Origin of the sequence: Rhodococcus sp. DMF-1 (assembly GCF_021441945.1) — a bacterium.
Classification (GTDB): Bacteria; Actinomycetota; Actinomycetes; order Mycobacteriales; family Mycobacteriaceae; genus Rhodococcus; species Rhodococcus ruber.
In genome coordinates, this window is record NZ_CP090442.1 from 4,006,570 (window position 1) to 4,027,170 (window position 20,601).

General features: G+C 69.0%; 20 protein-coding genes. 13 read left to right on the forward strand and 7 right to left on the reverse strand.

Annotated elements, in window-relative coordinates; translation table 11 throughout:
- The first annotated feature begins 79 nt into the window (after nucleotides 1–79).
- The 3 genes from LZP97_RS18300 (at nucleotide 80) to ygiD (ending at nucleotide 2,784) form a co-directional block, all read left to right on the forward strand.
- On the forward strand, nucleotides 80–982 hold the full coding sequence (locus tag LZP97_RS18300) for a LysR family transcriptional regulator (protein WP_010595755.1): 903 nt from the start codon (nucleotides 80–82) through the stop codon (nucleotides 980–982).
- A gap of 97 nt (nucleotides 983–1,079) precedes the next feature.
- Nucleotides 1,080–1,916, forward strand: a complete 837-nt coding sequence (locus LZP97_RS18305) for an alpha/beta hydrolase (RefSeq protein ID WP_010595756.1) — start codon at nucleotides 1,080–1,082, stop codon at nucleotides 1,914–1,916.
- A 25-nt stretch (nucleotides 1,917–1,941) separates the two neighbouring features.
- Nucleotides 1,942–2,784 carry a 4,5-DOPA dioxygenase extradiol gene (gene ygiD / locus LZP97_RS18310; RefSeq protein WP_010595757.1) on the forward strand — a complete coding sequence of 281 codons (843 nt, stop codon included), beginning with the start codon at nucleotides 1,942–1,944 and terminating at the stop codon, nucleotides 2,782–2,784.
- 144 nt (nucleotides 2,785–2,928) lie between these two features.
- Here the strand turns inward: ygiD and LZP97_RS18315 are convergent, their stop codons facing one another.
- The 5 genes from LZP97_RS18315 to catA all read right to left on the reverse strand — a co-directional run bounded on the left by LZP97_RS18315 (nucleotide 2,929) and on the right by catA (nucleotide 7,592).
- Nucleotides 2,929–3,906 (reverse strand): alpha/beta hydrolase, encoded by a 978-nt coding sequence (locus tag LZP97_RS18315; protein WP_026137545.1) that lies wholly within the window; start codon nucleotides 3,904–3,906, stop codon nucleotides 2,929–2,931.
- 65 nt (nucleotides 3,907–3,971) lie between these two features.
- Nucleotides 3,972–5,105 (reverse strand): alkaline phosphatase family protein, encoded by a 1,134-nt coding sequence (locus LZP97_RS18320; RefSeq protein ID WP_010595760.1) that lies wholly within the window; start codon nucleotides 5,103–5,105, stop codon nucleotides 3,972–3,974.
- 24 nt (nucleotides 5,106–5,129) lie between these two features.
- On the reverse strand, nucleotides 5,130–5,417 hold the full coding sequence (gene catC / locus LZP97_RS18325; RefSeq protein ID WP_010595761.1) for a muconolactone Delta-isomerase: 288 nt from the start codon (nucleotides 5,415–5,417) through the stop codon (nucleotides 5,130–5,132).
- A gap of 68 nt (nucleotides 5,418–5,485) precedes the next feature.
- Nucleotides 5,486–6,613 (reverse strand): muconate/chloromuconate family cycloisomerase, encoded by a 1,128-nt coding sequence (locus tag LZP97_RS18330; RefSeq protein WP_040271007.1) that lies wholly within the window; start codon nucleotides 6,611–6,613, stop codon nucleotides 5,486–5,488.
- Nucleotides 6,614–6,740: 127 nt separating this feature from the next.
- Nucleotides 6,741–7,592 carry a catechol 1,2-dioxygenase gene (gene catA / locus LZP97_RS18335; RefSeq protein ID WP_234574871.1) on the reverse strand — a complete coding sequence of 284 codons (852 nt, stop codon included), beginning with the start codon at nucleotides 7,590–7,592 and terminating at the stop codon, nucleotides 6,741–6,743.
- Nucleotides 7,593–7,789: 197 nt separating this feature from the next.
- Between catA and LZP97_RS18340 the strand changes: the two genes are divergently transcribed.
- Nucleotides 7,790–8,560: an IclR family transcriptional regulator domain-containing protein gene (locus LZP97_RS18340; RefSeq protein ID WP_010595764.1), complete on the forward strand. Its 771-nt coding sequence runs from the start codon at nucleotides 7,790–7,792 to the stop codon at nucleotides 8,558–8,560.
- A 6-nt stretch (nucleotides 8,561–8,566) separates the two neighbouring features.
- Here the strand turns inward: LZP97_RS18340 and LZP97_RS18345 are convergent, their stop codons facing one another.
- Complete coding sequence (locus LZP97_RS18345) at nucleotides 8,567–9,517, reverse strand: AraC family transcriptional regulator (RefSeq protein ID WP_017679768.1); 951 nt, start codon at nucleotides 9,515–9,517, stop codon at nucleotides 8,567–8,569.
- A 293-nt stretch (nucleotides 9,518–9,810) separates the two neighbouring features.
- Here LZP97_RS18345 and LZP97_RS18350 point away from each other — a divergent pair, with 293 nt between their 5' ends.
- From LZP97_RS18350 to LZP97_RS18360, 3 genes are all read left to right on the forward strand, one after another.
- Complete coding sequence (locus LZP97_RS18350) at nucleotides 9,811–10,374, forward strand: flavin reductase family protein (RefSeq protein WP_010595767.1); 564 nt, start codon at nucleotides 9,811–9,813, stop codon at nucleotides 10,372–10,374.
- A gap of 47 nt (nucleotides 10,375–10,421) precedes the next feature.
- Entirely contained in the window at nucleotides 10,422–12,041 is a 1,620-nt protein-coding gene (locus LZP97_RS18355) for a 4-hydroxyphenylacetate 3-hydroxylase family protein (RefSeq protein ID WP_017679769.1), read from the forward strand.
- A gap of 70 nt (nucleotides 12,042–12,111) precedes the next feature.
- Complete coding sequence (locus LZP97_RS18360; protein WP_010596897.1) at nucleotides 12,112–12,603, forward strand: hypothetical protein; 492 nt, start codon at nucleotides 12,112–12,114, stop codon at nucleotides 12,601–12,603.
- A gap of 69 nt (nucleotides 12,604–12,672) precedes the next feature.
- Here LZP97_RS18360 and LZP97_RS18365 read toward each other — a convergent pair whose 3' ends face one another.
- Entirely contained in the window at nucleotides 12,673–13,638 is a 966-nt protein-coding gene (locus LZP97_RS18365) for an AraC family transcriptional regulator (RefSeq protein ID WP_040271013.1), read from the reverse strand.
- A 138-nt stretch (nucleotides 13,639–13,776) separates the two neighbouring features.
- Here LZP97_RS18365 and LZP97_RS18370 point away from each other — a divergent pair, with 138 nt between their 5' ends.
- From LZP97_RS18370 to LZP97_RS18395, 6 genes are all read left to right on the forward strand, one after another.
- The gene (locus tag LZP97_RS18370; RefSeq protein ID WP_010596895.1) at nucleotides 13,777–14,988 is read left to right on the forward strand and encodes a cytochrome P450; all 1,212 of its coding nucleotides are present in this window, start codon (nucleotides 13,777–13,779) and stop codon (nucleotides 14,986–14,988) included.
- Nucleotides 14,989–15,014: 26 nt separating this feature from the next.
- Nucleotides 15,015–16,013, forward strand: coding sequence for a 2Fe-2S iron-sulfur cluster-binding protein (locus tag LZP97_RS18375; protein WP_010596894.1), 999 nt, complete (start codon nucleotides 15,015–15,017; stop codon nucleotides 16,011–16,013).
- Nucleotides 16,014–16,220: 207 nt separating this feature from the next.
- Nucleotides 16,221–17,600 carry a benzoate 1,2-dioxygenase large subunit gene (benA, locus tag LZP97_RS18380; protein ID WP_010596893.1) on the forward strand — a complete coding sequence of 460 codons (1,380 nt, stop codon included), beginning with the start codon at nucleotides 16,221–16,223 and terminating at the stop codon, nucleotides 17,598–17,600.
- A gap of 13 nt (nucleotides 17,601–17,613) precedes the next feature.
- Entirely contained in the window at nucleotides 17,614–18,117 is a 504-nt protein-coding gene (gene benB, locus LZP97_RS18385) for a benzoate 1,2-dioxygenase small subunit (protein WP_040271016.1), read from the forward strand.
- A 33-nt stretch (nucleotides 18,118–18,150) separates the two neighbouring features.
- Nucleotides 18,151–19,758 carry a benzoate 1,2-dioxygenase electron transfer component BenC gene (benC, locus tag LZP97_RS18390; protein ID WP_017679773.1) on the forward strand — a complete coding sequence of 536 codons (1,608 nt, stop codon included), beginning with the start codon at nucleotides 18,151–18,153 and terminating at the stop codon, nucleotides 19,756–19,758.
- Nucleotides 19,755–20,564, forward strand: coding sequence for a 1,6-dihydroxycyclohexa-2,4-diene-1-carboxylate dehydrogenase (locus LZP97_RS18395; protein ID WP_040271018.1), 810 nt, complete (start codon nucleotides 19,755–19,757; stop codon nucleotides 20,562–20,564). Before benC ends, LZP97_RS18395 begins: the two co-directional genes overlap by 4 nt.
- Nucleotides 20,565–20,601: the final 37 nt, after the last annotated feature.

A 20,601-nucleotide genomic window follows, 5' to 3' on the forward strand; every position in this document is an offset into this window, starting at 1 on the left:
GGACGGGAGGCCGTCGAGGCCACCAACCTGCCGAATTCGGGGAGCTCTTATCTCGATCGCTCATAAGTAGGATGGAGGTATGGATTTCCGGCAGCTCCGGTACTTCCTCGCCGTCAGCGAGGAGCTGAGCTTCAGCAAGGCCGCCCAGAAGTGCTTCATCTCCCAGTCCGCGATCAGCCATCAGATCACTCGGCTCGAGAAGGAACTCGGTGCGTCGCTGTTCGAGCGGTCGACGCGGATGGTGCGGCTGACCCCGGCCGGCTCGCGCCTGGTCCCCATCGCCCAGCAGGTGCTGAGCCTCGAAGCGCAGGCGTTCTCGGTGGCGCGCGAGCCGCGCAACCGCATCCGGATCGCCGCGAACATGACCTTCGCATCCCAGAGCCTCGACGCCATCGCGCATGTCCGGGAGCAGTACCCGGCGGTCGACATCGAGTTCGTCATCAAGAGCTTCGCCGACCGGATCGACGCCGTCGCCGGCGGCGACGCCGACATCGCCCTGATCAGGGGCGGCGTCGACCGCCCCGGACTCGAGACCGTGGACCTGGGCATCGAGGATCTGGTCATCGTCACGTCGAGCCGGCACCCGCTCTCCGCGTTCTCCACCGTCGACCTCGGCGATCTCGCGCCCTACCCGCTGCTCCTGCCGCCCCGGCACAGCCAGGTGCTCATCCACACGGTGATCGAGGACGCCTTCCGGGCGGTGGGACGCCGGGTGCAGCTCGGGCCGTCGATCGCGAGCGACCACACCGCCACCCTCGACGTCATCACCAATCCGCGGGCGTGGACGGTTCTGTACCCGAGCACCGCCGCGGAGACCCCCCGGACCGGCCTGGCCTACATGCGCGAGGCGCGCAACCGGCTCAGCATCCCCGTGTGCGGGGTACTCCGCAACGACGCGCCCCGATCGGCGGCCATGTCGAGCCTGATCCTCGCGCTGCACCAGTCGATGACCAGCCGGACACCACCGGGACCGGAGAGCTGAACACCGCCGCGCGGTCGTCGCAATGCGTACCGATCCGGTGCCGTTTCGTGGAAGGATGGCCCGAGCCGGCGGCGGACCCACGCGGTGAGGAGCGATCATGCAGCGAACCGAGACCTCGTTCACCAGTGCCGACGGCACCCGCGTCGTGTACGACGTGTGGTCGCCCGACGGCGACCCCGCGGGCGTGCTGGTGCTCTGCCACGGCTTCGGTGAGCACGCCCGCCGGTACGACCACGTGGTCGAGCGCCTCGGCGAGCTGGGTCTCGTCGTCTACGCCCTCGACCACCGCGGGCACGGCCGCTCGGGCGGCCGACGAGTGTTCGTGCGGGACATGGACCAGTTCACCGGCGACGTGCATCGCCTGGTCGGCATCGCCGCGTTCGATCAGCCCGGCCTGCCGCGGGTCCTGCTGGGCCATTCGATGGGCGGAGCCATCGCCCTGGCCTATGCGCTCGAGCACCCCGACGAGCTCACGGCCCTCGCACTGTCCGGTCCCGCCGTCGACGTCACCTCCGGCACGCCGCGGCCCGTCGTCGCACTCGGCAAGGTGATCGGGCGCGTCCTACCGCAGCTGCCGGTGCAGAAGCTCGACTCGGCGGGCATCTCGCGCGACCCCGACGTCGTCGCCGCGTACGAAGCCGATCCGCTCGTGCACCACGGTCTCGTACCCGCCGGCATCGCCCGCGCACTGGTCACCACGGGAGAGAGCCTGCCGGCCCGGCTCCCCGCGCTGGATCTGCCGATCCTGCTGCAGCACGGCACCGAGGACCGGCTCACCGCGCCGTCCGGCAGCCGGCTCGTCGCCGACCTGGTCGGGTCGCAGGACGTGACGCTCAAGTTGTACGAGGGCCTCTACCACGAGGTGTTCAACGAGCCGGAGAAGAAGCAGGTACTCGACGACCTGGTGGAATGGCTCCGACCGAGGCTCGGCTGAGGTGACAGCCGCTCCGTCCGCGCGCATGCCGGCCGCGTTCGTCGGCCACGGCAGCCCGATGAACGCGCTCGAGTCGAATCGCTACACCAGGGCGTGGCGGGCGTTCGGTTCCGCGGTGCCGACGCCCCGGGCGATACTCGCGATCTCGGCGCACTGGTACATCAACGCCACCGCGGTGACCGCGATGCCGAACCCGCGCACCATCCACGACTTCTACGGATTCCCGCAGGAGCTGTTCGACGTCGACTACCCCGCGGCCGGGCTGCCGGAACTGGCCGAGGAGATCGCCGACGTCGTCCATCCGACGTGGGTGGGTGCGGACGTCGACTCGTGGGGTGTCGACCACGGCACCTGGTCGGTGCTCACCCACGCCTTCCCCGAGGCGGACGTGCCGGTGGTGCAGTTGAGCCTGAACGCCTACCGCGACTTCGACTACCACCTCGAGCTCGGCGCGAAGCTCGCCCCACTGCGTGACCGCGGCGTGCTGATCGTCGGCAGCGGCAACATCGTGCACAACCTGGCCGGCATGGATCGTCGCCGCCCGGACGAGGGGTTCGACTGGGCGCACCGGTTCGACGCGGCCGCGCGGGTCATGGTCATGGACCGCCCCGAGGGAGTCGCAGCCCTCGACGGGCACGCGGACTTCGACCACGCGGTTCCCACCCCGGACCACTTCCTGCCGCTGCTGTACTTCGCGGGCCTGGCGGGCGTGGGCGAGGACCTCGTCGAACCGCTGATCGACGGCTTCGCGTACGGGTCGCTGTCGATGAGCGCCTACACCCTCGGTCTCACGTGCGCGGCCGGTGACGACGGTCCCCCGTCCGCTGGGTTCCCCACAACCCCGGACCCGGTGAACACCAATGCGTGATTGTGGTTGTGGTTGTGGATGTGGCCGAATGTCACATCGCGTCGATGCAGTCGACCGAATGTGACATTCGGCCACCCAGGGGGTCGGCCACCCAGGGGGTCGGCCACCCAGGGGGTCGGCCACCCGGGGGTCGGGCACCCAGGATCACGCCGTGTGGCGACGCTCCTCCGCGACGACGGTGCGCCGCGCGAAGTCGATGCTGTGCTGCAGCAGTGTCCGCGCCTCGGGCAGCACCTGCCCGATGACGGGGAAGGCGTGCACCTGACCGGCCCACAGGTGCGTCTCGACCGTCGTGCCCACCTCGTCGAACGCCTCGGTCATGATCTCGACGTCGGGGCGGGTGATCTCGTATTCGGCGACGGAGAAGAACGTGGGCGGGAACAGTGCCGGATCGGCGCGGACCGGGGACTGGGCGCCTTCGATGTGATCGGGGCCGGCGAGCCAGCGGTCGCGCAGCTTCTCCACCTGCCGCATCGGCAGGTACGCGTCGCGCTTCATGAAGTCGGGATCGTGCTCCTCGAGATCGAGGTTGAGCAGCGGCGAGTAGCCGATCACCGCGGCCGGGCGGATCATGCCGCGCAGCGCGGCGATCTCGGCGACCTTCATCGCCAGGTAACCTCCGGCCGAGTCGCCGGCGACGACGATGCGCGTGGGGTCCTCGGCCGTCTCGAGCAGCCCGGTGTACGCGGCCATCGCGTCGATGACGGACGTCCCGATCGAACCGACAGGTAGCTGCCGGTAGGCGACGGAGTACACCGGCACCCCCGATTCGGTGGCGAGCAGCGAACACACCGTGCGGTGCGTGGCGAGCCCGCAGAAGACGAAAGCGCCACCGTGGAAGTAGAGGATCGTCGCACCGGCGAGGGAGTCCGCGGCGGGACGCGGCGGTTCGATGCGTTCACTGGGAACCCCGCCGAGGGTGAGGGGATCGATGTCGACGTTGCGCGGGCGGGGCAGCATCTTGTCCACGCGACGGTCGAGCCGGCTGAGGGCCTCGATCCCGCGGTCGGTGGCCGGCCAGTAGGCGAACAGCGGCTTGACGAAGATCCGCACGAACCAGAAGACGAGGATGGCCCGCAGGCTCACCGTCCAGTGCCAGATCGTCGATCCGTGGGTGCGCATGTACGCCACGATAGGACGGGTCCGGCACCCGGTCGAGGTACTCTCCGTCACACGTATCCGCCGCCTCAGACCTGCAGCAACGGCACCAGGAGCTCCTCGTCGGTCAGCGCACCGTGCTGTCCGGGCAGCTGCGACATGACCAGCTCGCCGTCGGTACGGATCACCGTGGACTCGCCGAGCCCGATCGCGACGACGTCACCGATGCGCCGGCACGCGGCGGGCGAGGGGTCCGGGCCGAACAGTCCGCCGGCGATCACGTCGTCGCGGGTGCCGACCCACAGGTCGTCCCCGAGTTCGTTGCGCCACCGCTCGAGCACCGCGCCGGGTCGCCGGGTGTGCACATGCCGGCAGCGGGGTTCGCCCGCGATCACGTCGACGTCCTCCGCGAGAGCGGGGAGATGGTCGAAGTCGACGCGCCGGCCCCGGGAGGCGTCGATCATGCCGTGATCGGCGGTGATCAGCAGCCGCGTCCCGGCGGGCAGGGCAGCGACGAGCTGCTCGACGAACCGGTCGACGACGGTCAGCTGCGCGGTCCAGGAGGGGGACTCGGGTCCGTACAGGTGCCCGACCGTGTCGACCTCGCCGAGGTAGCAGTAGACGAGGGTGCGGTCGTCGGCGGTGACGGCGGCGACGACGTGGGCGAGCAGGTCACCGTAGGCGGAGACACCGACGAAGTTGCCGCCGCGCAGCACGGCCCGGGTGAGGCCGCTGCCGTCGAAACTGCGGGGCACGACGGTGGTCACCGTCAGCCCGGCCGCGTCGGCGCGTTCGAACACCGTCGGGTGGGGCTGTATCCATTCGGGGACGAATCGCTCGCGCTGATCGACGGCGGTCCCCGCGAGGGTCCAGCGCAGCCAGTTGAACGGGGCGTCGATCTCCTCGACGTAGGACTGGTAGCCGGTCACGGCGTGGGCGCCGGAGGCCAGGCCGGTGCCGAGCGAGGCGATGCTCACCGCGGTGGTGGTGGGAAATCCGGCGCGGATCGGCCGGCCGTCGAGGCCGGTGAGAAAGGGGGCGGCGGCCGCATTTCGTCGCAGGAGGTTCCACCCCATGCCGTCGACGAGCAGCACGACGGTGCGGGACTGCTCGGGGAGGGCGAGACGGTTGGCCTCACCGGGCACCCCCGCGGACGCGAGGACGGACGGCATCAGATCCGCGAGGGTGGGTTCGGCGTAGACGTCGTGCAGCGGCAGGTCCATTACCCGAGTATGGCCTGCCGGGCGTCACTGGTCCTTGATGTCGGACCCGTGCTTGGTCAGCGGCATGATCTCGATGTTCATGTACGGGAACAGCGGCAGGTTCCACAGGATCTCGTGGAGTTCGTCGGCGGAGTCGACGTCGAAGATGCTGATGTTGCTGTACTTGCCGACGATGCGCCAGATCTCCCGCCACTTGCCCTCGCGCTGCAGTTCCTGGCTGTATGCCTTCTCCCGCGCGACGGTCTCGGCGCGCACCTCGGGGTCGAGGTCGCGGGGGATGTCGACGTCCATGCGAACGTGGAACAGTGCCATGGTCGGTACTCCTTTCGGGCCGTGCGCGGTTCCGGTAGCGGGTGCTACCGGAACCGCGCACGGGGTGGTCAGTCGCGGGCGAGGTGCTTGACGACGTCCATGTCGAGTTCGACGCCGAGGCCGGGTCCCTGGGGCAGGTGCACCTGACCCTCGGAGTAGTCCAGCGGGGTCTGCAGGAGTTCGACGGCGAACAGCTGCGGCCCGAACAGTTCGGTGCCGTAGTTGATTCCCGGCTCGGCGCAGGCGAAGTGGACGGATGCCGCGGTGCCGATGGGTCCTTCGATCGAAGTGGCGCCGTGGCAGCGGATTCCGGCAGCCTTCGCGACCGCCACGACCTCCTTGCTGCGCTGCAGACCACCGCACTTGGTGGTCTTGAGGGCGATGACGTCGGCGGCCCCGAGCTTGGCGATCTCGAGGGCGTCGTGCGGGGTCTGCACGGACTCGTCGGCCATCACCGGGGCGGACACGAGCCGGTTGATCTCGGCGAGCACTTCACGCTGCTCGCCGGGGGTGGGCTGCTCGATGAGCTCGACACCGCCGTCGACGAGTTGCGGAACGTATCGCAGCGCGGTGAACCGGTCCCAGCGGGCGTTGACGTCGATGCTCACGCCGGCCTTGCCCTCGAGGGCCTGAGCGATCGTGACGACGCGTTCGGTGTCGACCTTCGGGTCGAGCGCGCCCATCTTGAGCTTGAACGCGAAGTTCAGCCGTGCCGCCATCTTCTCCTCGACCTCCTCGAGGATTTCTTCGACCGGTGCCGCACCGAGCGCCCACCGCACGTCGACGCCGGTGCGGAAGGCGCCACCGAGCAGGGTGTGCACCCCGACGCCGAGGGCGCGGGCCCACGCGTCGTGCAGGGCGACGTCGACGGCCGCCTTGGCGAAACGGGCGCCGGAGACGACGCGTTCGATGTCGACCATGATGCCGCTGATCTCGTCGACGCCGCGGCCGGTGATGTAGGGGGCGATGTAGCGGTCGACGATCGCCTTCATGGTCTCGACGGATTCGCCGCCCCACCACGGACCGCCGGGGACGACGCCCTCTCCGTGGCCGGTGACCCCGCCCGCGGTGGTGATCGCCACGAGCAGGATGGGTTGCTTCTCGGCGGTGGTGGTGGCGAACTTGTGGGGACGCACGAGCGGTACGTCGACGATCGTCGTATCGATCGAGACGATCTTCAGGTCGGGGTCGGACATCGAACAGCTCACAATCGGATTTCGGCGGTGATGCGGGCAACAGCCGGGCCTCCGCGACGACGAATGCCGGTGCCCTTGGCGGACACCGGCATTCGTCACCACTCGTGGACCCGGTTCACAGGAGTGCTCAGGCCTCGGGGTCGAGCGCGAAGTTGTAGGTCACCTCGTCGACGCCGTCGGCGTTCGGCTGCGGGTCCAGGATCAGCTCGGGCTTGGTCGCGGTCGCGACGTCGTCCTCGACCCACTCGCCGCCCTGGAAGTAGAGCTGGGTGGTGATGGCGCGCTTGCCCGAAGCCTTCACCATGAGGTGCAGGTGGGCGGGACGCCACGGGTGGCCGCCGTAGGAGTCGATGAACCAGCCGGTCGGGCCGTCGGCCGGGATCTTGTAGGGCGCGGGCTTGAGCGTGGTGATCTCGAAGTTGCCCTCGTCGTCGCACTCGATGGTGCCGCGCAGGTTCCACTCGGGGATGCCGGGGGCGAACTGCGAGTAGTAGCCCTCCTCGTCGGCGTGCCACAGCTCGACGGTGGCGCCCTGCAGGCCCTTGCCCTCGAGGTCGGTGACCTGGCCCTTGAAGATCAGCGCCTCGGCGGCCTTGTCCTGCTCGCGCATCGGCATGGTGCACTTGGCCGGCAGCTTCGGCGAGTCCGGCACGTAGTAGGGGCCCTCGATGCTGCCCTTGGTGCCGGAGAAGTGCTTGCGGTTGTAGTGCACTTCCTCGATCTCGTGCTCGACGAAGACGTCCAGCCACAGCGGCCACTCGCCGTACTCGCCGACGTCGATCATCCACTGCTTGAGCACCCGGTACTCGTCGTAGGTGACCTGGTGCTTGTGGATGATCTCGGCGAACGCACCGAGCACGTCCTTGTAGATGGCAGCGGCGCGCTCGACCGACGTGTCCGACGAGACCCGCTCGCTCTTGAACTTGTCGGTGGCGGCGTTGCCCGAGGCGTGGGCGGTGGGGTTTTCGGTGGTGGTCATGTGTCCTCCTCGGCGAGGCTCGAACGGTGGTCGCGAAAGCTGTGGGTGGTGATCGCGGGGCTGGCGCTCTCGCCACTCGGGTTGTACGCTGTGCGTACTTCCGTATCGCAGTGCGTACACACACTGTGCGTCCAGTCACAGGTGATTGTCAACACCCGGGCGCCCGGATTGCCCGAAACCGCAGGTAGGAGACCACAATGCCTAGTCAGGACCGGGATTTCGTCCAGAGCATCGAACGGGGCTTCGCGGTGCTGCTCGCGTTCGACGAGCGGCATCCCACCCCGTCCCTCGCCGAACTGGCAGCGAAGACCGACCTGTCCCGCCCTGCGGTGCGCCGCATCCTGCTCACCCTGCAGAAGCTCGGCTACGTGACCAGCACCGGCAGCCGCTGGTCGCTGACCCCGCGCGTGCTCAGCATCGGCCAGCACTACTCCGCCTCCCACGCCCTGGTCGAGGCGGCCATGCCGCGACTGGTGGAGATCGCCGAGTACACCGGCGAATCCGCCTCCCTCGGGGTGCTCGACGGCGCGGAGGTCGTCTACGCCGCCCGCGTCCCCGTGCGCCGCATCATGAGCATCAACGTCTCGGTCGGCACCCGGGTCCCGGCGTACGCCACGTCGATGGGCCGGGCGCTGCTGGCGTGGGCACCCGAGGAACTCGTCGAGCAGGTCGTCGCCGCGACCCGCTTCGAGAAGCTCGCCACCGCCACCGTGCGCAACGCCGACGAATTGCGCGCCGAGCTCGCGCGCGTGCGTGCCCAGGGCTACGCGCTCACCTCCGCCGAGCTCGAGGAGGGGCTGATCTCGGCCGCGGCGCCGGTCCGGGACGCGACCGGCACCGTGGTCGGCGTGCTCGCCTGCTCGACATCGACGGCCCGGCACACACCCGGGGAGTTCCGCGAGCTCGCCGCGGAATGCCTGATGAAGTCCGCGCACGCCCTCGGCGCCGACCTCGGATACCGCGGATAGGGCGCGTCAACCCCGCAGGGTCGCCGACGGCGCCACCCCGTACTTGCGGCGGTAGGCGGCCGCGAATCGGCCGGTGTGGGTCATCCCCCAGCGCAGGGCCACGTCCGTGACCGACGTCGTCGCCGGGTCGCCGGCCGCGAGTTCCTCGTGGATCCGCTCGAGCCGCAGATCGAGCAGGTAGTCGCGGGGACAGACACCGAGGTACTCGCGGAAGCCCTCCTGCAGCCGGCGCACACTCACACCCGCCAGCTCGGCCATGTCCGCGGTGGTCCACGGCTGCGCCGGGTCCTCGTGGATGCGGTCGAGAACGCGCTTGACGATCCGTGGCCGCGCCGCCGTGCCGGCACCCGCGTTCGGCATCACGGCGAGCACGAATGCCGAGGTCAGCGCCCCGGAAAGCTGGTCGGCGACGAGGGGGTTGCGCCACAGCCCCTCGTCCGCCCGCAGCTGCTCGACCACCGACTGCAGCAGGGCCATCCAGCTCCGCCCCGCCTCGCTCGTCAGGTCCACCTGGTCGGGCAGCCCGAGGTCGGGACGACCGAGGATCCGGTGCATCTCGCGGTCGAGGTAGTCACGGTCGAGCTTGACTCCGACGATCTCGCAGTCCTCGGTCCACCGGGTGATCCGCGCCGCCGTGTCGGGCCGGAACACCGAGGCCTGCCCCTGGGCGGAACTCACTTCCTGTCCCGCCGCCACCGACTCGATGTGGCCGGACAGCGGGATGTTGACCGCGTACGCACCCGGATGATCCGAATCCACCGCGACCTCGGCCCCCCAGCCGATACGCGCGAGCCGCAGCGGACCGAGCTGCAGCGACCGCACGTTGACATGGGGTTCCGAACCTCGTGCGAGCGGGGTCAGGGTGTGCGGGAAATACGCGTCGGACACCACATGCTCGGCCTCGTCCCAGTCGACCGGCTCCGGCGTCGACACCACGTGTGCACCTCCCGTGTGCATTCTCGGGACCTTCGGCCCTGCATCCTCGGGGCATTTCAGCCCGTGTCGTCCGAGGGCTTTCAGCCCGTGTCGTCCGAGGGCTTTCAGCCCGTGTCGTCCGAGGGCTTTCAGCCCGTGTCCGCGAACACTACTACCCAGTGTGATGAGCAACACGTCCCCGGGCAAACAGCGTCGTTCGTCATGACGACCGCGTCGAACGGATAGCGACCGCGCTCAGCGGATCGCGAAGGCCGTCCGACCGCTCCTATGGTCTACATCACATCACGACGGAACGACCGGCAAGGAGCGCCGAAATGGATCAGCGTCGGCTCCGAAACATCTTCGGACAGTTCGCAAGTGGCGTCACCGTGATCACCTGCGCCAACCACGAGGGCACCCCGCACGGCGCAACGGTCACCGCGTTCACCGCGGTCTCCCTCGAGCCCCGCCTGTGCCAGGTCACCCTGACCCGGACGTCCAAGGCGTGCGCCTTCCTCTCCGGCGCGCCGTTCGCGGTGAACATCCTCGCCGCCGACCAGGTCGACACCGCCCTGCACTTCGCCGGCCGGCCGCAGACCCCCGGCCCGGTGTTCGAGGACGGCCCCACCGCACCGGTGCTCACCGGAGCAGCGGCAACCCTGTCCTGCGTTCCGTGGCGCGAGTACGACGGCGGCGACCACGTCATCTACATCGGCGAGATCGTCGACGCGCAGTGCCGCGACACCGAGCCGCTGCTGTTCTACCGCAGCACCTTCCACGAACTCGGCGCACCGAGCGCCTCCGCGGCGTGGAACGGGTCGATGGACGACCCGCACAGCGGCTGGTTCGACGCCCGGACCCGGTTCACCCCGCTGCACGTCGACACCGCCGTCCGCTGACCCCGCATCTTCCATCCCAGTCACGTCCCATTCGCAAGGAGACAGCCATGACCACCCTCGAGTCCCGTCCCGACGAGAACGCGATCGACCGTTCCGAGGTCAACGTCGCCGCCGACGCCCCGGCGAACCGGCAGCAGAACTTCGCCACGCGACCGATGACCGGCGACGAGTACATCGAGTCGATCAAGGACGGCCGCGAGATCTGGCTGCACGGCGAGCGCGTCAAGGACTTCACCAACCACCCGGCGTTCCGCAACTCCATCCGCATGACCGCCCGGCTGTACGACGCGCTGCACACCGGTGAGCACGTCGGCACCCTCACCTGCCCCACCGACACCGGCAACGGCGGGGTGACCATGCCGTTCTTCCGCACCCCGAAGACCTCCGACGACCTGCTGAAAGAGCGCGACGCCATCGCCACCTGGGCGCGGATGACCTACGGCTGGATGGGCCGGTCCCCCGACTACAAGGCCTCCTTCCTCGGCACGCTCAACGCCAACAGCGAGCTCTACGCCCCGTTCCAGGACAACGCCGAGCGCTGGTACCGCGAATCGCAGGAGAAGGTCCTGTACTGGAACCACGCCATCATCAACCCCCCGGTGGACCGTCAGCTCCCGCCCGACCAGGTCGGGGACGTGTTCATGAAGGTCGAGAAGGAGACCGACGCGGGCCTGATCGTCTCCGGCGCCAAGGTCGTCGCCACCGGCTCGGCGATCACCAACTACAACTTCATCGCCCACTACGGCCTGCCGATCAAGAAGAAGGAATTCGCCCTGATCTGCACGGTGCCGATGGACGCGCCGGGCATCAAGCTCATCTCCCGGGCCTCCTACAGCCAGAACGCCGCCGTCGTCGGCTCGCCGTTCGACTACCCGCTCTCCTCGCGCATGGACGAGAACGACGCCATCTTCATCTTCGACAAGGTGCTGGTGCCGTGGGAGAACGTCTTCATGTACGGCGACGTGGAGAAGATCAACGCGTTCTTCCCGCAGTCCGGCTTCCTGCCCCGGTTCACCTTCCAGGGCTGCACCCGTCTGGCGGTCAAGCTCGACTTCATCGCCGGCCTGCTGATGAAGGCCCTCGACGCGACCGGCGCCGGCGGGTTCCGCGGCGTGCAGACCCGCGTCGGCGAGGTCATCGGCTGGCGCAACCTGTTCTGGTCGCTGACCGAGTCGATGGCCCGCGACCCCGAGCCCTGGATCGGGGACACCGTCATCCCGAAGCTCGAATACGGCCTGACCTACCGGATGTTCATGATCCAGGGCTACCCGCGCATCAAGGAGATCATCGAGCAGGACGTCGCGTCGGGCCTGATCTACCTGCCCTCGTCGGCCGCGGACTTCAAGAGCCCCGAGGTGCGCCCGTACCTGGACAAGTACGTCCGCGGCTCGGACGGCATCACCGCGGTGGACCGGGTCAAGGTGATGAAGGCGCTGTGGGACTCGATCGGCTCCGAATTCGGCGGCCGCCACGAACTCTACGAGCGCAACTACTCCGGCAACCACGAGAACGTCAAGGCCGAGCTGCTGTTCGCCGCCGAGAACCGCGGCATCGTCTCCGGCATGAAGGGCCTGGCCGAGCAGTTCATGAGCGAGTACGACCTCGACGGCTGGACCGTGCCCGACCTGATCGGCAACGACGACGTCAGCGCCTACTACCGCAAGTAACCCCAGCTGCCGCGCGCGGGCGATCCCCTGCCGCCCGCGCGCGGCGTTCCACCCGCGAAGGAGTGCCGCGATGACCACCGCATCGACGTTCGTCGTCCCCGCCCCGGTCCCGGAGTTCGACGCCGTGGTCCTCGGGCACTCCTTCGCCTCCCGGCGGGCGGCCACCCGCCTGCGCGACGAGGTGCGCTTGGCCGTGCTGGAGGCGGACGAGGCCACCGCCGCCCGCTACGACGAGGTCGACCACCGCTGGGAGATCGTCGACGGAGCGACCGTCGTCGCGCGCGCCAAGTTCGTCGTCGACGGGGACGGCACCCTCCCACTGCACGGCCGCGACGGTGCGCGGTGCACGGCAATCACGTTGACGGAGAACGGTTTTCCCAATCTCTTCCGGCCGGCCACCACCGCCCACCCCGATCCCGTGGGATACACCGTCGCGTGCCTCGGTCACATGCGCGACTACGGCCACGACTACGTCGAGCGCCGCGCCCGGGTACCGATCTGCGACGACGACTTCCCGGAGTTGTCGTTCGACCGGCCCACCCCGCAGTTCTGGGTCGGGTAGGCCCACAGCGACACCGGTCCCGGACATCGACAGCCTTCGCGACGGTTGTCGACATCCGGGACTGCTGTGTCACCGGCCGCGCAGCACCTGCGCCGGCGTCGTCCCGTAGCGCCGCTTGAACGCCGTGGCGAACCGTCCGGGGTGACCGAAACCCCACCGGTAGGCCACGTCGGCGACCGTGACCGCCCCGGCGCCGGCAACCAGGTCGTCGTGCGCGCGGCTGAGCCGGATGTCGAGCAGGCACGCCGACGGGCTGGCCCCGACGTAGTCGGCGAACGCCTCCTGCAGGCGCCGGACGCTGGTCCCGGCCAGCTCGGCCATGTCGGCCGCGGTCCACGCCCGGGCGGGATCGTCGTTCAGGGCGTCGAGGACGCGGCGGACCATGCCCGGCCGCGGCGGAGCGGCCGGCCCGTCCTGCGGGGAGACGGCGAGGACGAACGCCGCGGTGACCGCCCCGGCGAGCTGGGCACCGACGATCGGGTTGCTCACCATCTCCAGGCCGCCGTCGAGCTGTTCGGACAGCGCCCGTACCAGCCCGTGCCATTCGCTCGCCGGGCCGGTCAGGTCCAGCTGGTCGGGCAGCACCAGCTTCGTGCGCACCGGCGAACCGAGGATCCGGTCGGCCTCCCGCTCCAGGTGGTCCCGGTCGAACTTGACACCGAGAACGGAACACGTTGCGCCCCATCGGGTGATCATGCTCGGCGTGTCGGCCCGGAACACGGTGGCCTGACCGGGCGCCGACACGACCTCGCCGTGGCTGCCGCGCGACTCGAGCCGGCCGGTGAGCGGGATGTTCACCTCGTACGCGCCGGGATAGTCGCACGCGATCGCGACGTCGGCACCCCAGTGCAGGCGTCCGAGGGTCACCCCACCCAGGTCGACGGTCCGCAACGACAGCGCGGGCCGGTCCGTACCCGACAGATCGGTCAGCTCGTGCGGGAAGTACGCGTCCGCCACCGCCCGGGACGCGGCGTCCCAGTCTCCGATCTCGGCCGTGCTCACACCCCGAGGGTACGGATCGGAGACCCCGATCACACAAAGTCGCGCGATGTGTCCAGCCGCCGCGCACATCGTCTCGGCGCCGGCGTGACCCCCGTCATATGTTCCCGGTCACACGACGACGACCCACCCGGGCGTGCGTCGCGGCCGACGACACATCCAGGAGCAGAACCCATGACGAGCACCCTTTCGTGGATCGACGAGATCACCATGACCCAGCTCGAACGCAACCCGTACCCCGTGTACGAGCGGCTGCGCGCCGAGGCACCCGTCGCCTACGTGCCGGTGCTCGGCGCCTACGTCGCCTCGACCACCGAGGCCTGCCACGCCATTGCGACCAGCGGCGACTTCGAGGCCGTCATCACGCCCGCCGGTGGCCGCACCTTCGGGCATCCCGCGATCATCGGCGTCAACGGCGACATCCACGAGGATCTGCGCTCGATGGTCGAGCCGGCGCTGCAGCCGGCCGAGGTGGACCGGTGGATCGACGACCTGGTCCGGCCGATCGCCCGCCGGTACGTCGAGGCCTTCGAGTCCGACGGCAGGGCCGACCTCATGGCCCAGTTCTGCGAGCCGGTCAGCGTCCGCGCGCTCGGCGACCTGCTCGGCCTGAAGGACGTCTCCTCCGACACGCTGCGCGACTGGTTCCACCGGCTGTCGCTGTCGTTCACCAATGCCGCGGTCGACGAGAACGGCGAGTTCACCAACCAGGAGCGGTTCGCGGACGGGGACCGTGCGAAGGCCGAGATCCAGGCCGTCGTGGACCCGCTGATCGACCATTGGATCGAGCACCCGGACGACAGTGCGATCTCGCACTGGCTGCACGACGGCATGCCGGAAGGACAGACCCGCGGCCGGGACTACATCTACCCGACGCTGTACGTGTTCCTGCTCGGCGCCATGCAGGAGCCGGGCCACGCGATGGGCTCGACCCTCGCCGGCCTGTTCACCCGGCCCGAGCAGTTCGAGGCCGTCGTCGACGACCCGGATCTGATTCCCCGCGCGATCGCCGAGGGCATGCGCTGGACGTCGCCGATCTGGTCCGCGACCGCGCGCATCGCGACCCGCGACACGACGGTGGCCGGAATCGACATCGCCGAGGGCACCGTGGTGATCCTGTCGTACGGCTCGGCCAACCACGACACCGGCAAGTACGACGCCCCCACCGCGTACGACCTGACCCGTCCCCCGCTGCCGCACCTGGCGTTCGGCGCCGGCAAGCACGCGTGCGCAGGCATCTACTTCGCCAACCACGTGTGCCGCATCGGGCTCGAGGAGCTGCTCGAGACCATCCCCAACCTGGAGCGGGACACCGACGCCGACGTCGAGTTCTGGGGCTGGGGTTTCCGCGGCCCCACCGCGCTGCACGTCACGTGGGAAATCTGACCTCGTCGAGCGATCAGGAAACTGCCATGACCCAGCACACCGTCACCGTCGGCACCACCACCGTGCCGTGCGGACCCGATCAGACCGTCCTCGACGCCCTCCTCCGCGGCGGCGTGTGGATGCCCAACTCCTGCAACCAGGGCACGTGCGGCACGTGCAAGATCCGCGTCCGTTCCGGCTCGGTCGAGCACAACGCCTCGCCCGAGGACACCCTGCCGCCGACCGAGCGGGCCGACGGATTCGCCCTGGCCTGCCAGGCGACCGTCGGTGCGGACACCGTCGTCGAACCTCCCGCGGGCGAGCAGACCGCGGCCACGCACGTGCTGCGGGATCTCGTCGCCACGGTGACCGAGGTCCGCGACATCGCACGCGACACCCGGCGCGTCCTGCTCACCCTGGACACACCGCTCGAGTTCTCGGCGGGGCAGTACGTCGAGGTGACGGTGCCCGGCACGGATGTCCGGCGGCAGTACTCCCTCGCGAACCCGCCGAGCGAGCCGAAGCTGCTCGAACTGCACATCCGGCGCCGGCCGGGCGGGGTGGCCAGCGACGGATGGATCTTCGGGACCGTCTCGGTCGGGGACCGGGTCGACGTCACGGGACCGTTCGGCGACTTCACCTTCGACGCCGAGTCGACGGGACCGATGGTTCTGCTCGCGGGCGGGACTGGACTCGCACCGATGAAGAGCATCGTGCGGCACGCACTGGCGCTCGAACCGCACCGGGAGATCACCGTCTACCACGGGGTGCGTACGGCCGAGGACCTGTACGACGTCGCACTGCTGCGGGAATGGGAAGGCCAGTACCCGGGCTTCCGGCTGGTCACGTGCCTGAGTCGCGAGACCGGCGGCGACCGCGAGGGCTACGCGACCGACGCGTTCGTCGAGGATGTGGCGTCGGCGAAGGAGTACACCGGCTACATCTGCGGCTCCGAGGCGTTCGTCGACAGCGCCGTCAAGGCGTTCAAGCGGCGACGGATGTCGCCGCGGCGGATCCACCGGGAGAAGTTCGTCTCGGCGGCGTAGTCGACCGGTGCGTCCTTTGGGCTGCCCCAGCAGCCCAAAGGACGCACCGGGCGATTGAGGACCTCTTACCCTCCTGCCGAGGGTCCTAGGTAGGCCTAGGTATTTGCCTGGTGTGACTACGGCCACATGCTGGCAGTCTGAATGGCAACGCGGAGACAGCCCCGCTCGCCATCCGGGGCCGACCGACACCCTTTCTGGAGGATCCCCATGACCGAGACCCTGGACCACGTGCGCGCCGAACTCGACGGCGCCCTCGTCGAAGACGCGGAGACCGGCCGATACCAGGTGCGCCGCAACATCTTCACCGACGAAGAGATCTTCGAGCTGGAGATGAAGCACATCTTCGAAGGCAACTGGGTCTACCTCGCGCACGAGAGCCAGATCCCGAACAACGGGGACTACTTCACCACCTACATCGGCCGCCAGCCCATCGTGATCAGCCGCGACAAGGAGGGCGAGCTGCACTGCCTGATCAACGCGTGCAGCCACCGCGGCGCCATGCTGTGCCGCCGCAAGACCGACAACCGCACGACGTTCACGTGCCCCTTCCACGGCTGGACCTTCCGCAACAACGGCAAGCTGCTCAAGGTCAAGGACCCGCGCGACGCCGGCTACCCGGAACAGTTCAACAAGGACGGCAGCCACGACCTGACCAAGGTCGCCCGCTTCGAAAGCTACCGCGGGTTCCTCTTCGGCAGCCTGAACGCCGACGTCAAGTCGCTCGAGGAACACCTCGGCGACACCACCAAGATCATCGACATGATCGTCGACCAGTCTCCCGAGGGCCTCGAGGTGCTGCGCGGCTCCTCGACCTACACCTACGACGGGAACTGGAAGCTGCAGGCCGAGAACGGCGCCGACGGCTACCACGTGTCGGCCACGCACTGGAACTACGCGGCCACCACCGCGCGCCGCACCGCCGGCGAGTCGGCCAACGAGACCAAGGCGATGGACGCCGGCACCTGGGGCAAGCAGGGCGGCGGCTACCACTCGTTCGACAACGGCCACCTGCTGCTGTGGATGTGGTGGGGCAACCCGCAGGACCGTCCGCTCTACCCGCGCCGGGCGGAACTCGCCGCCGAGTTCGGCGAGAAGAAGGCCGAGTTCATGGTCGGGGCGTCGCGCAACCTGTGCCTGTACCCGAACGTGTACCTGATGGACCAGTTCTCGTCGCAGATCCGGCATTTCCGGCCGATCTCGGTGGACAAGACCGAGGTCACCATCTACTGCATCGCCCCGAAGGGGGAGAGCGCCGAGTCCCGCGCCAACCGCATCCGGCAGTACGAGGACTTCTTCAACGCCACCGGTATGGCCACCCCGGACGATCTCGAGGAGTTCCGGTCCTGCCAGAAGACCTACCTGGCCACCGCCGCACCGTGGAACGACCTGAGCCGCGGCGCGACCCACCAGCTGAACGGACCGGACCAGGTCGCGCTCGACCTCGGCATGAAGAACGTGCTGTCGAGCGGGGTGAAGACCGAGGACGAGGGCCTGTACCCGATCCAGCACGGCTTCTGGCTCGACAGTATGCGCAAGGCCGTCGCGGCCGAGGCCGCCGCCGAGTCCACCGCCGCGAACGAGCGCTGAGGAAGACGAGAACATGACCACCGCAATGGAATTGACCCAGAACGACATCGAGCAGTTCCTCTACCGCGAGGCCCGTCTCCTCGACGACCGCGAGTTCGAGAAGTGGCTCGAGTGCTACCACCCGCAGGCCGAGTACTGGATGCCGGCGTGGGACGACAACGGTGAGCTCACCACGGACCCGCAGCGCGAGATCTCGCTCATCTACTACCCCAACCGGGGCGGCCTCGAGGACCGGGTGTTCCGCATCCGCACCGACCGCTCGTCCGCGACGTCGCTGCCCGAACCGCGCACCGGCCACAACATCACCAACGTCGAGATCCTCGAGCGCCACGGCACGGAGATCGACCTGCGCCACAACTGGTTCTCGCTGTACTACCGGTACAACACCACCGACACCTATTTCGGCACGACGTTCGTCACGCTCGACGTCTCGGGCGCCCAGCCGGTGATCAAGAAGAAGAAGATCGTGCTCAAGAACGACTACATCCACCACATCGTGGACGTCTACGTCGTCTGATCCACCCCCGATTCACGAAAGGAGGCCCGTGCCGTGAGTTTCCAGGTGGCATTGAGCTTCGAGGACGGGGTGACCCGCTTCGTCAAGTGCGGACCGAACGAGACGGTCGCCGACGCGTCGTACAAGGCGCGCATCAACATTCCTCTCGACTGCCGTGACGGCGCGTGCGGTACCTGCAAGGCGCTGTGCGAGTCCGGCACCTACGACGGCGGCGACTACATCGAGGAGGCGCTGACCGACGACGAGGCCGAGCAGGGTTATTGCCTGCCGTGCCAGATGACGCCCGAGTCGGACCTCGTGCTGCAGATCGCCACGACTTCCGACGTCGCGAAGACCGCGGCGGCGACCTACACGGCGACGATCACCGACATCCGCCGCTTCTCCGACAGCACCGTCGGGTTCACCGTCGAGATCCCGAACCGCGACGAGCTGGTGTTCCTGCCGGGCCAGTACGTCAACATCACGGTGCCCGGCACCGGGCAGACCCGGTCGTACTCGTTCAGCACCGGCCCCAACGATCCGCACCTGTCGTTCCTGGTGAAGATCACCGAGGGTGGCCTGATGTCGGAGTACCTGCGCGACCGCGCCCAGGTCGGCGACACGCTGGAGTTCACCGGTCCGTTCGGCAGCTTCTTCCTGCGCGAGCGCACGCGGCCCGCGCTGCTGCTCGCCGGCGGCACCGGGCTCGCCCCGATCCTGGCCATCCTCGCCAGGATGCAGGAGCAGGACAGCGGCCTGCCGGTGCATCTGATCTACGGCGCCTCGTTCGATCAGGACGTCGTCGAACTCGACAAGCTCGAGGAGTACACGCGGTCGCTGCCGAACTTCACGTTCGAGTACTGCGTCTCCGACCCGGCCACTTCGGCCGCGAACAAGGGTTACGTCACGTCGCTGTTCGAGCCGAAGCACCTGAACGACGGCGATGTCGACGTGTACCTGTGCGGGCCGCCGCCGATGGTCGAGGCGGTGCGCACGCACTTCGACAGCGAGGGTCTCACGCCCGCCAACTTCTTCTTCGAGAAGTTCAACAACTCCGCGACGGGCGCCGCCGGGCAGGCACCCGAGCCCACCGAGGCGGAGCGCATCGCGGCCGAGAAGGCCGCCGCCGAAACCGGACTGCCGGTCTCGCTCGGGCCCGCGAACCCCGTGGCACAGGACAACTACGAGATCGGCGAGGAGCACCCGCCCGTCACCGAGTCCGACGCCCAGTTCGACGCGCGCATGGCGCTCGAGCTCGGCGCGCTGGAGCTGACCATCGGCCGGCTCACCGACGCGCAGCTCGTGGAGTTCCGGATTCTCGCCGAGGCGTCGACCGCGTCGATCGACCACGACCGCTTCACCGATGCGGGCGCGTTCACCGACACCAACGCCGCCTTCCACGAGTTCCTGTTCCGCTGCTGCGGCAACCCGGTGCTGCTCGAGGCGTACAACCGGCTCGAGGTGACGCAGCTGATGCGCAAGGTGCTGCGCACCGCGCAGTGGGTGGACGAGCAGGTTCCGCACGACCACCTGCAGATCGTGCGGGCGTTCGAACGCAAGGACCGCGCGGCGGCCCGCGATCTCATCGTCAGCCATGCCGAGCACGCCAAGGCGACGATGCGTCGCGCCATCGAGGACTCCGCGAAGGCGGAGATCGCGTGAGCGTCCTCCTGCCCGTGGGCACCGTGTATCCGGGCCGCTTCGACGGCCGGGTCGTCACCGTCACCGGCGCCGCGCAGGGCATCGGCCTCGTGGTCGCGACCCGCATCGCGGCCGAAGGGGGATCCGTGATCCTCGTCGACCGCTCCGAGCTGGTGCACGACGTGGCGAAGGAACTGCGCGAGAAGGGTTTCCAGGCGCACTCCGTCACCGCCGACCTCGAGGTGTTCGAGGGAGCGCAGTCCGCGATCGACGAGGCCCGGCAGCAGCACGGCCGCATCGACGTGCTCGTCAACAACGTCGGCGGGACGATCTGGGCGAAGCCGTACGAGCAGTACACGCCGGAGCAGATCCAGGCGGAGGTGCAGCGGTCGCTGTTCCCGACGCTGTGGACGTGCCGCGCGGTGCTGCCGCATCTGATCGAGCAACGGTCGGGCACGATCGTCAACGTGTCCTCCGTCGCGACCCGCGGCGTCAACCGTGTCCCGTACGCCGCGGCCAAGGGCGGGGTCAACGCGATCACCTCCGCGCTCGCCCTCGAGGCCGCCCCGCACGGGATCCGGGTCGTCGCCACCGCCCCCGGCGGCACCGACGCCCCCGCCCGCCGGGTGGCGCGCGGCCCCGCCGCGCAGAGCGAGCAGGAGAAGGTCTGGTACCAGCAGATCGTGGACCAGACCGTCGACTCGTCACTGCTCAAGCGGTACGGCACGCTCGACGAGCAGGCCGCCGCGATCACCTTCCTGGCCTCGGACGAGGCCTCCTACATCACCGGCACGGTCCTTCCCGTCGCCGGCGGCGATCCGGGGTAGCCACCCCAGCTCCGCCACAGGCCTCACCGGCAGGCCA

Excerpts from the sequence above, each read along its gene's own strand:
- LZP97_RS18300 (WP_010595755.1), top strand. The coding sequence starts at position 80 with ATGGATTTCCGGCAGCTCCGGTACTTCCTCGCCGTCAGCGAGGAGCTG.
- LZP97_RS18330 (WP_040271007.1), bottom strand. The coding sequence starts at position 6,613 with ATGTCCGACCCCGACCTGAAGATCGTCTCGATCGATACGACGATCGTC.
- ygiD (WP_010595757.1), top strand. The coding sequence starts at position 1,942 with ATGCCGGCCGCGTTCGTCGGCCACGGCAGCCCGATGAACGCGCTCGAG.
- LZP97_RS18350 (WP_010595767.1), top strand. The coding sequence starts at position 9,811 with ATGGATCAGCGTCGGCTCCGAAACATCTTCGGACAGTTCGCAAGTGGC.
- LZP97_RS18375 (WP_010596894.1), top strand. The coding sequence starts at position 15,015 with ATGACCCAGCACACCGTCACCGTCGGCACCACCACCGTGCCGTGCGGA.
- catC (WP_010595761.1), bottom strand. The coding sequence starts at position 5,417 with ATGGCACTGTTCCACGTTCGCATGGACGTCGACATCCCCCGCGACCTC.
- LZP97_RS18360 (WP_010596897.1), top strand. The coding sequence starts at position 12,112 with ATGACCACCGCATCGACGTTCGTCGTCCCCGCCCCGGTCCCGGAGTTC.
- LZP97_RS18315 (WP_026137545.1), bottom strand. The coding sequence starts at position 3,906 with ATGCGCACCCACGGATCGACGATCTGGCACTGGACGGTGAGCCTGCGG.
- catA (WP_234574871.1), bottom strand. The coding sequence starts at position 7,592 with ATGACCACCACCGAAAACCCCACCGCCCACGCCTCGGGCAACGCCGCC.
- LZP97_RS18355 (WP_017679769.1), top strand. The coding sequence starts at position 10,422 with ATGACCACCCTCGAGTCCCGTCCCGACGAGAACGCGATCGACCGTTCC.
- LZP97_RS18320 (WP_010595760.1), bottom strand. The coding sequence starts at position 5,105 with ATGGACCTGCCGCTGCACGACGTCTACGCCGAACCCACCCTCGCGGAT.
- benB (WP_040271016.1), top strand. The coding sequence starts at position 17,614 with ATGACCACCGCAATGGAATTGACCCAGAACGACATCGAGCAGTTCCTC.
- LZP97_RS18370 (WP_010596895.1), top strand. The coding sequence starts at position 13,777 with ATGACGAGCACCCTTTCGTGGATCGACGAGATCACCATGACCCAGCTC.
- LZP97_RS18305 (WP_010595756.1), top strand. The coding sequence starts at position 1,080 with ATGCAGCGAACCGAGACCTCGTTCACCAGTGCCGACGGCACCCGCGTC.
- LZP97_RS18345 (WP_017679768.1), bottom strand. The coding sequence starts at position 9,517 with ATGCACACGGGAGGTGCACACGTGGTGTCGACGCCGGAGCCGGTCGAC.
- benA (WP_010596893.1), top strand. The coding sequence starts at position 16,221 with ATGACCGAGACCCTGGACCACGTGCGCGCCGAACTCGACGGCGCCCTC.
- LZP97_RS18340 (WP_010595764.1), top strand. The coding sequence starts at position 7,790 with ATGCCTAGTCAGGACCGGGATTTCGTCCAGAGCATCGAACGGGGCTTC.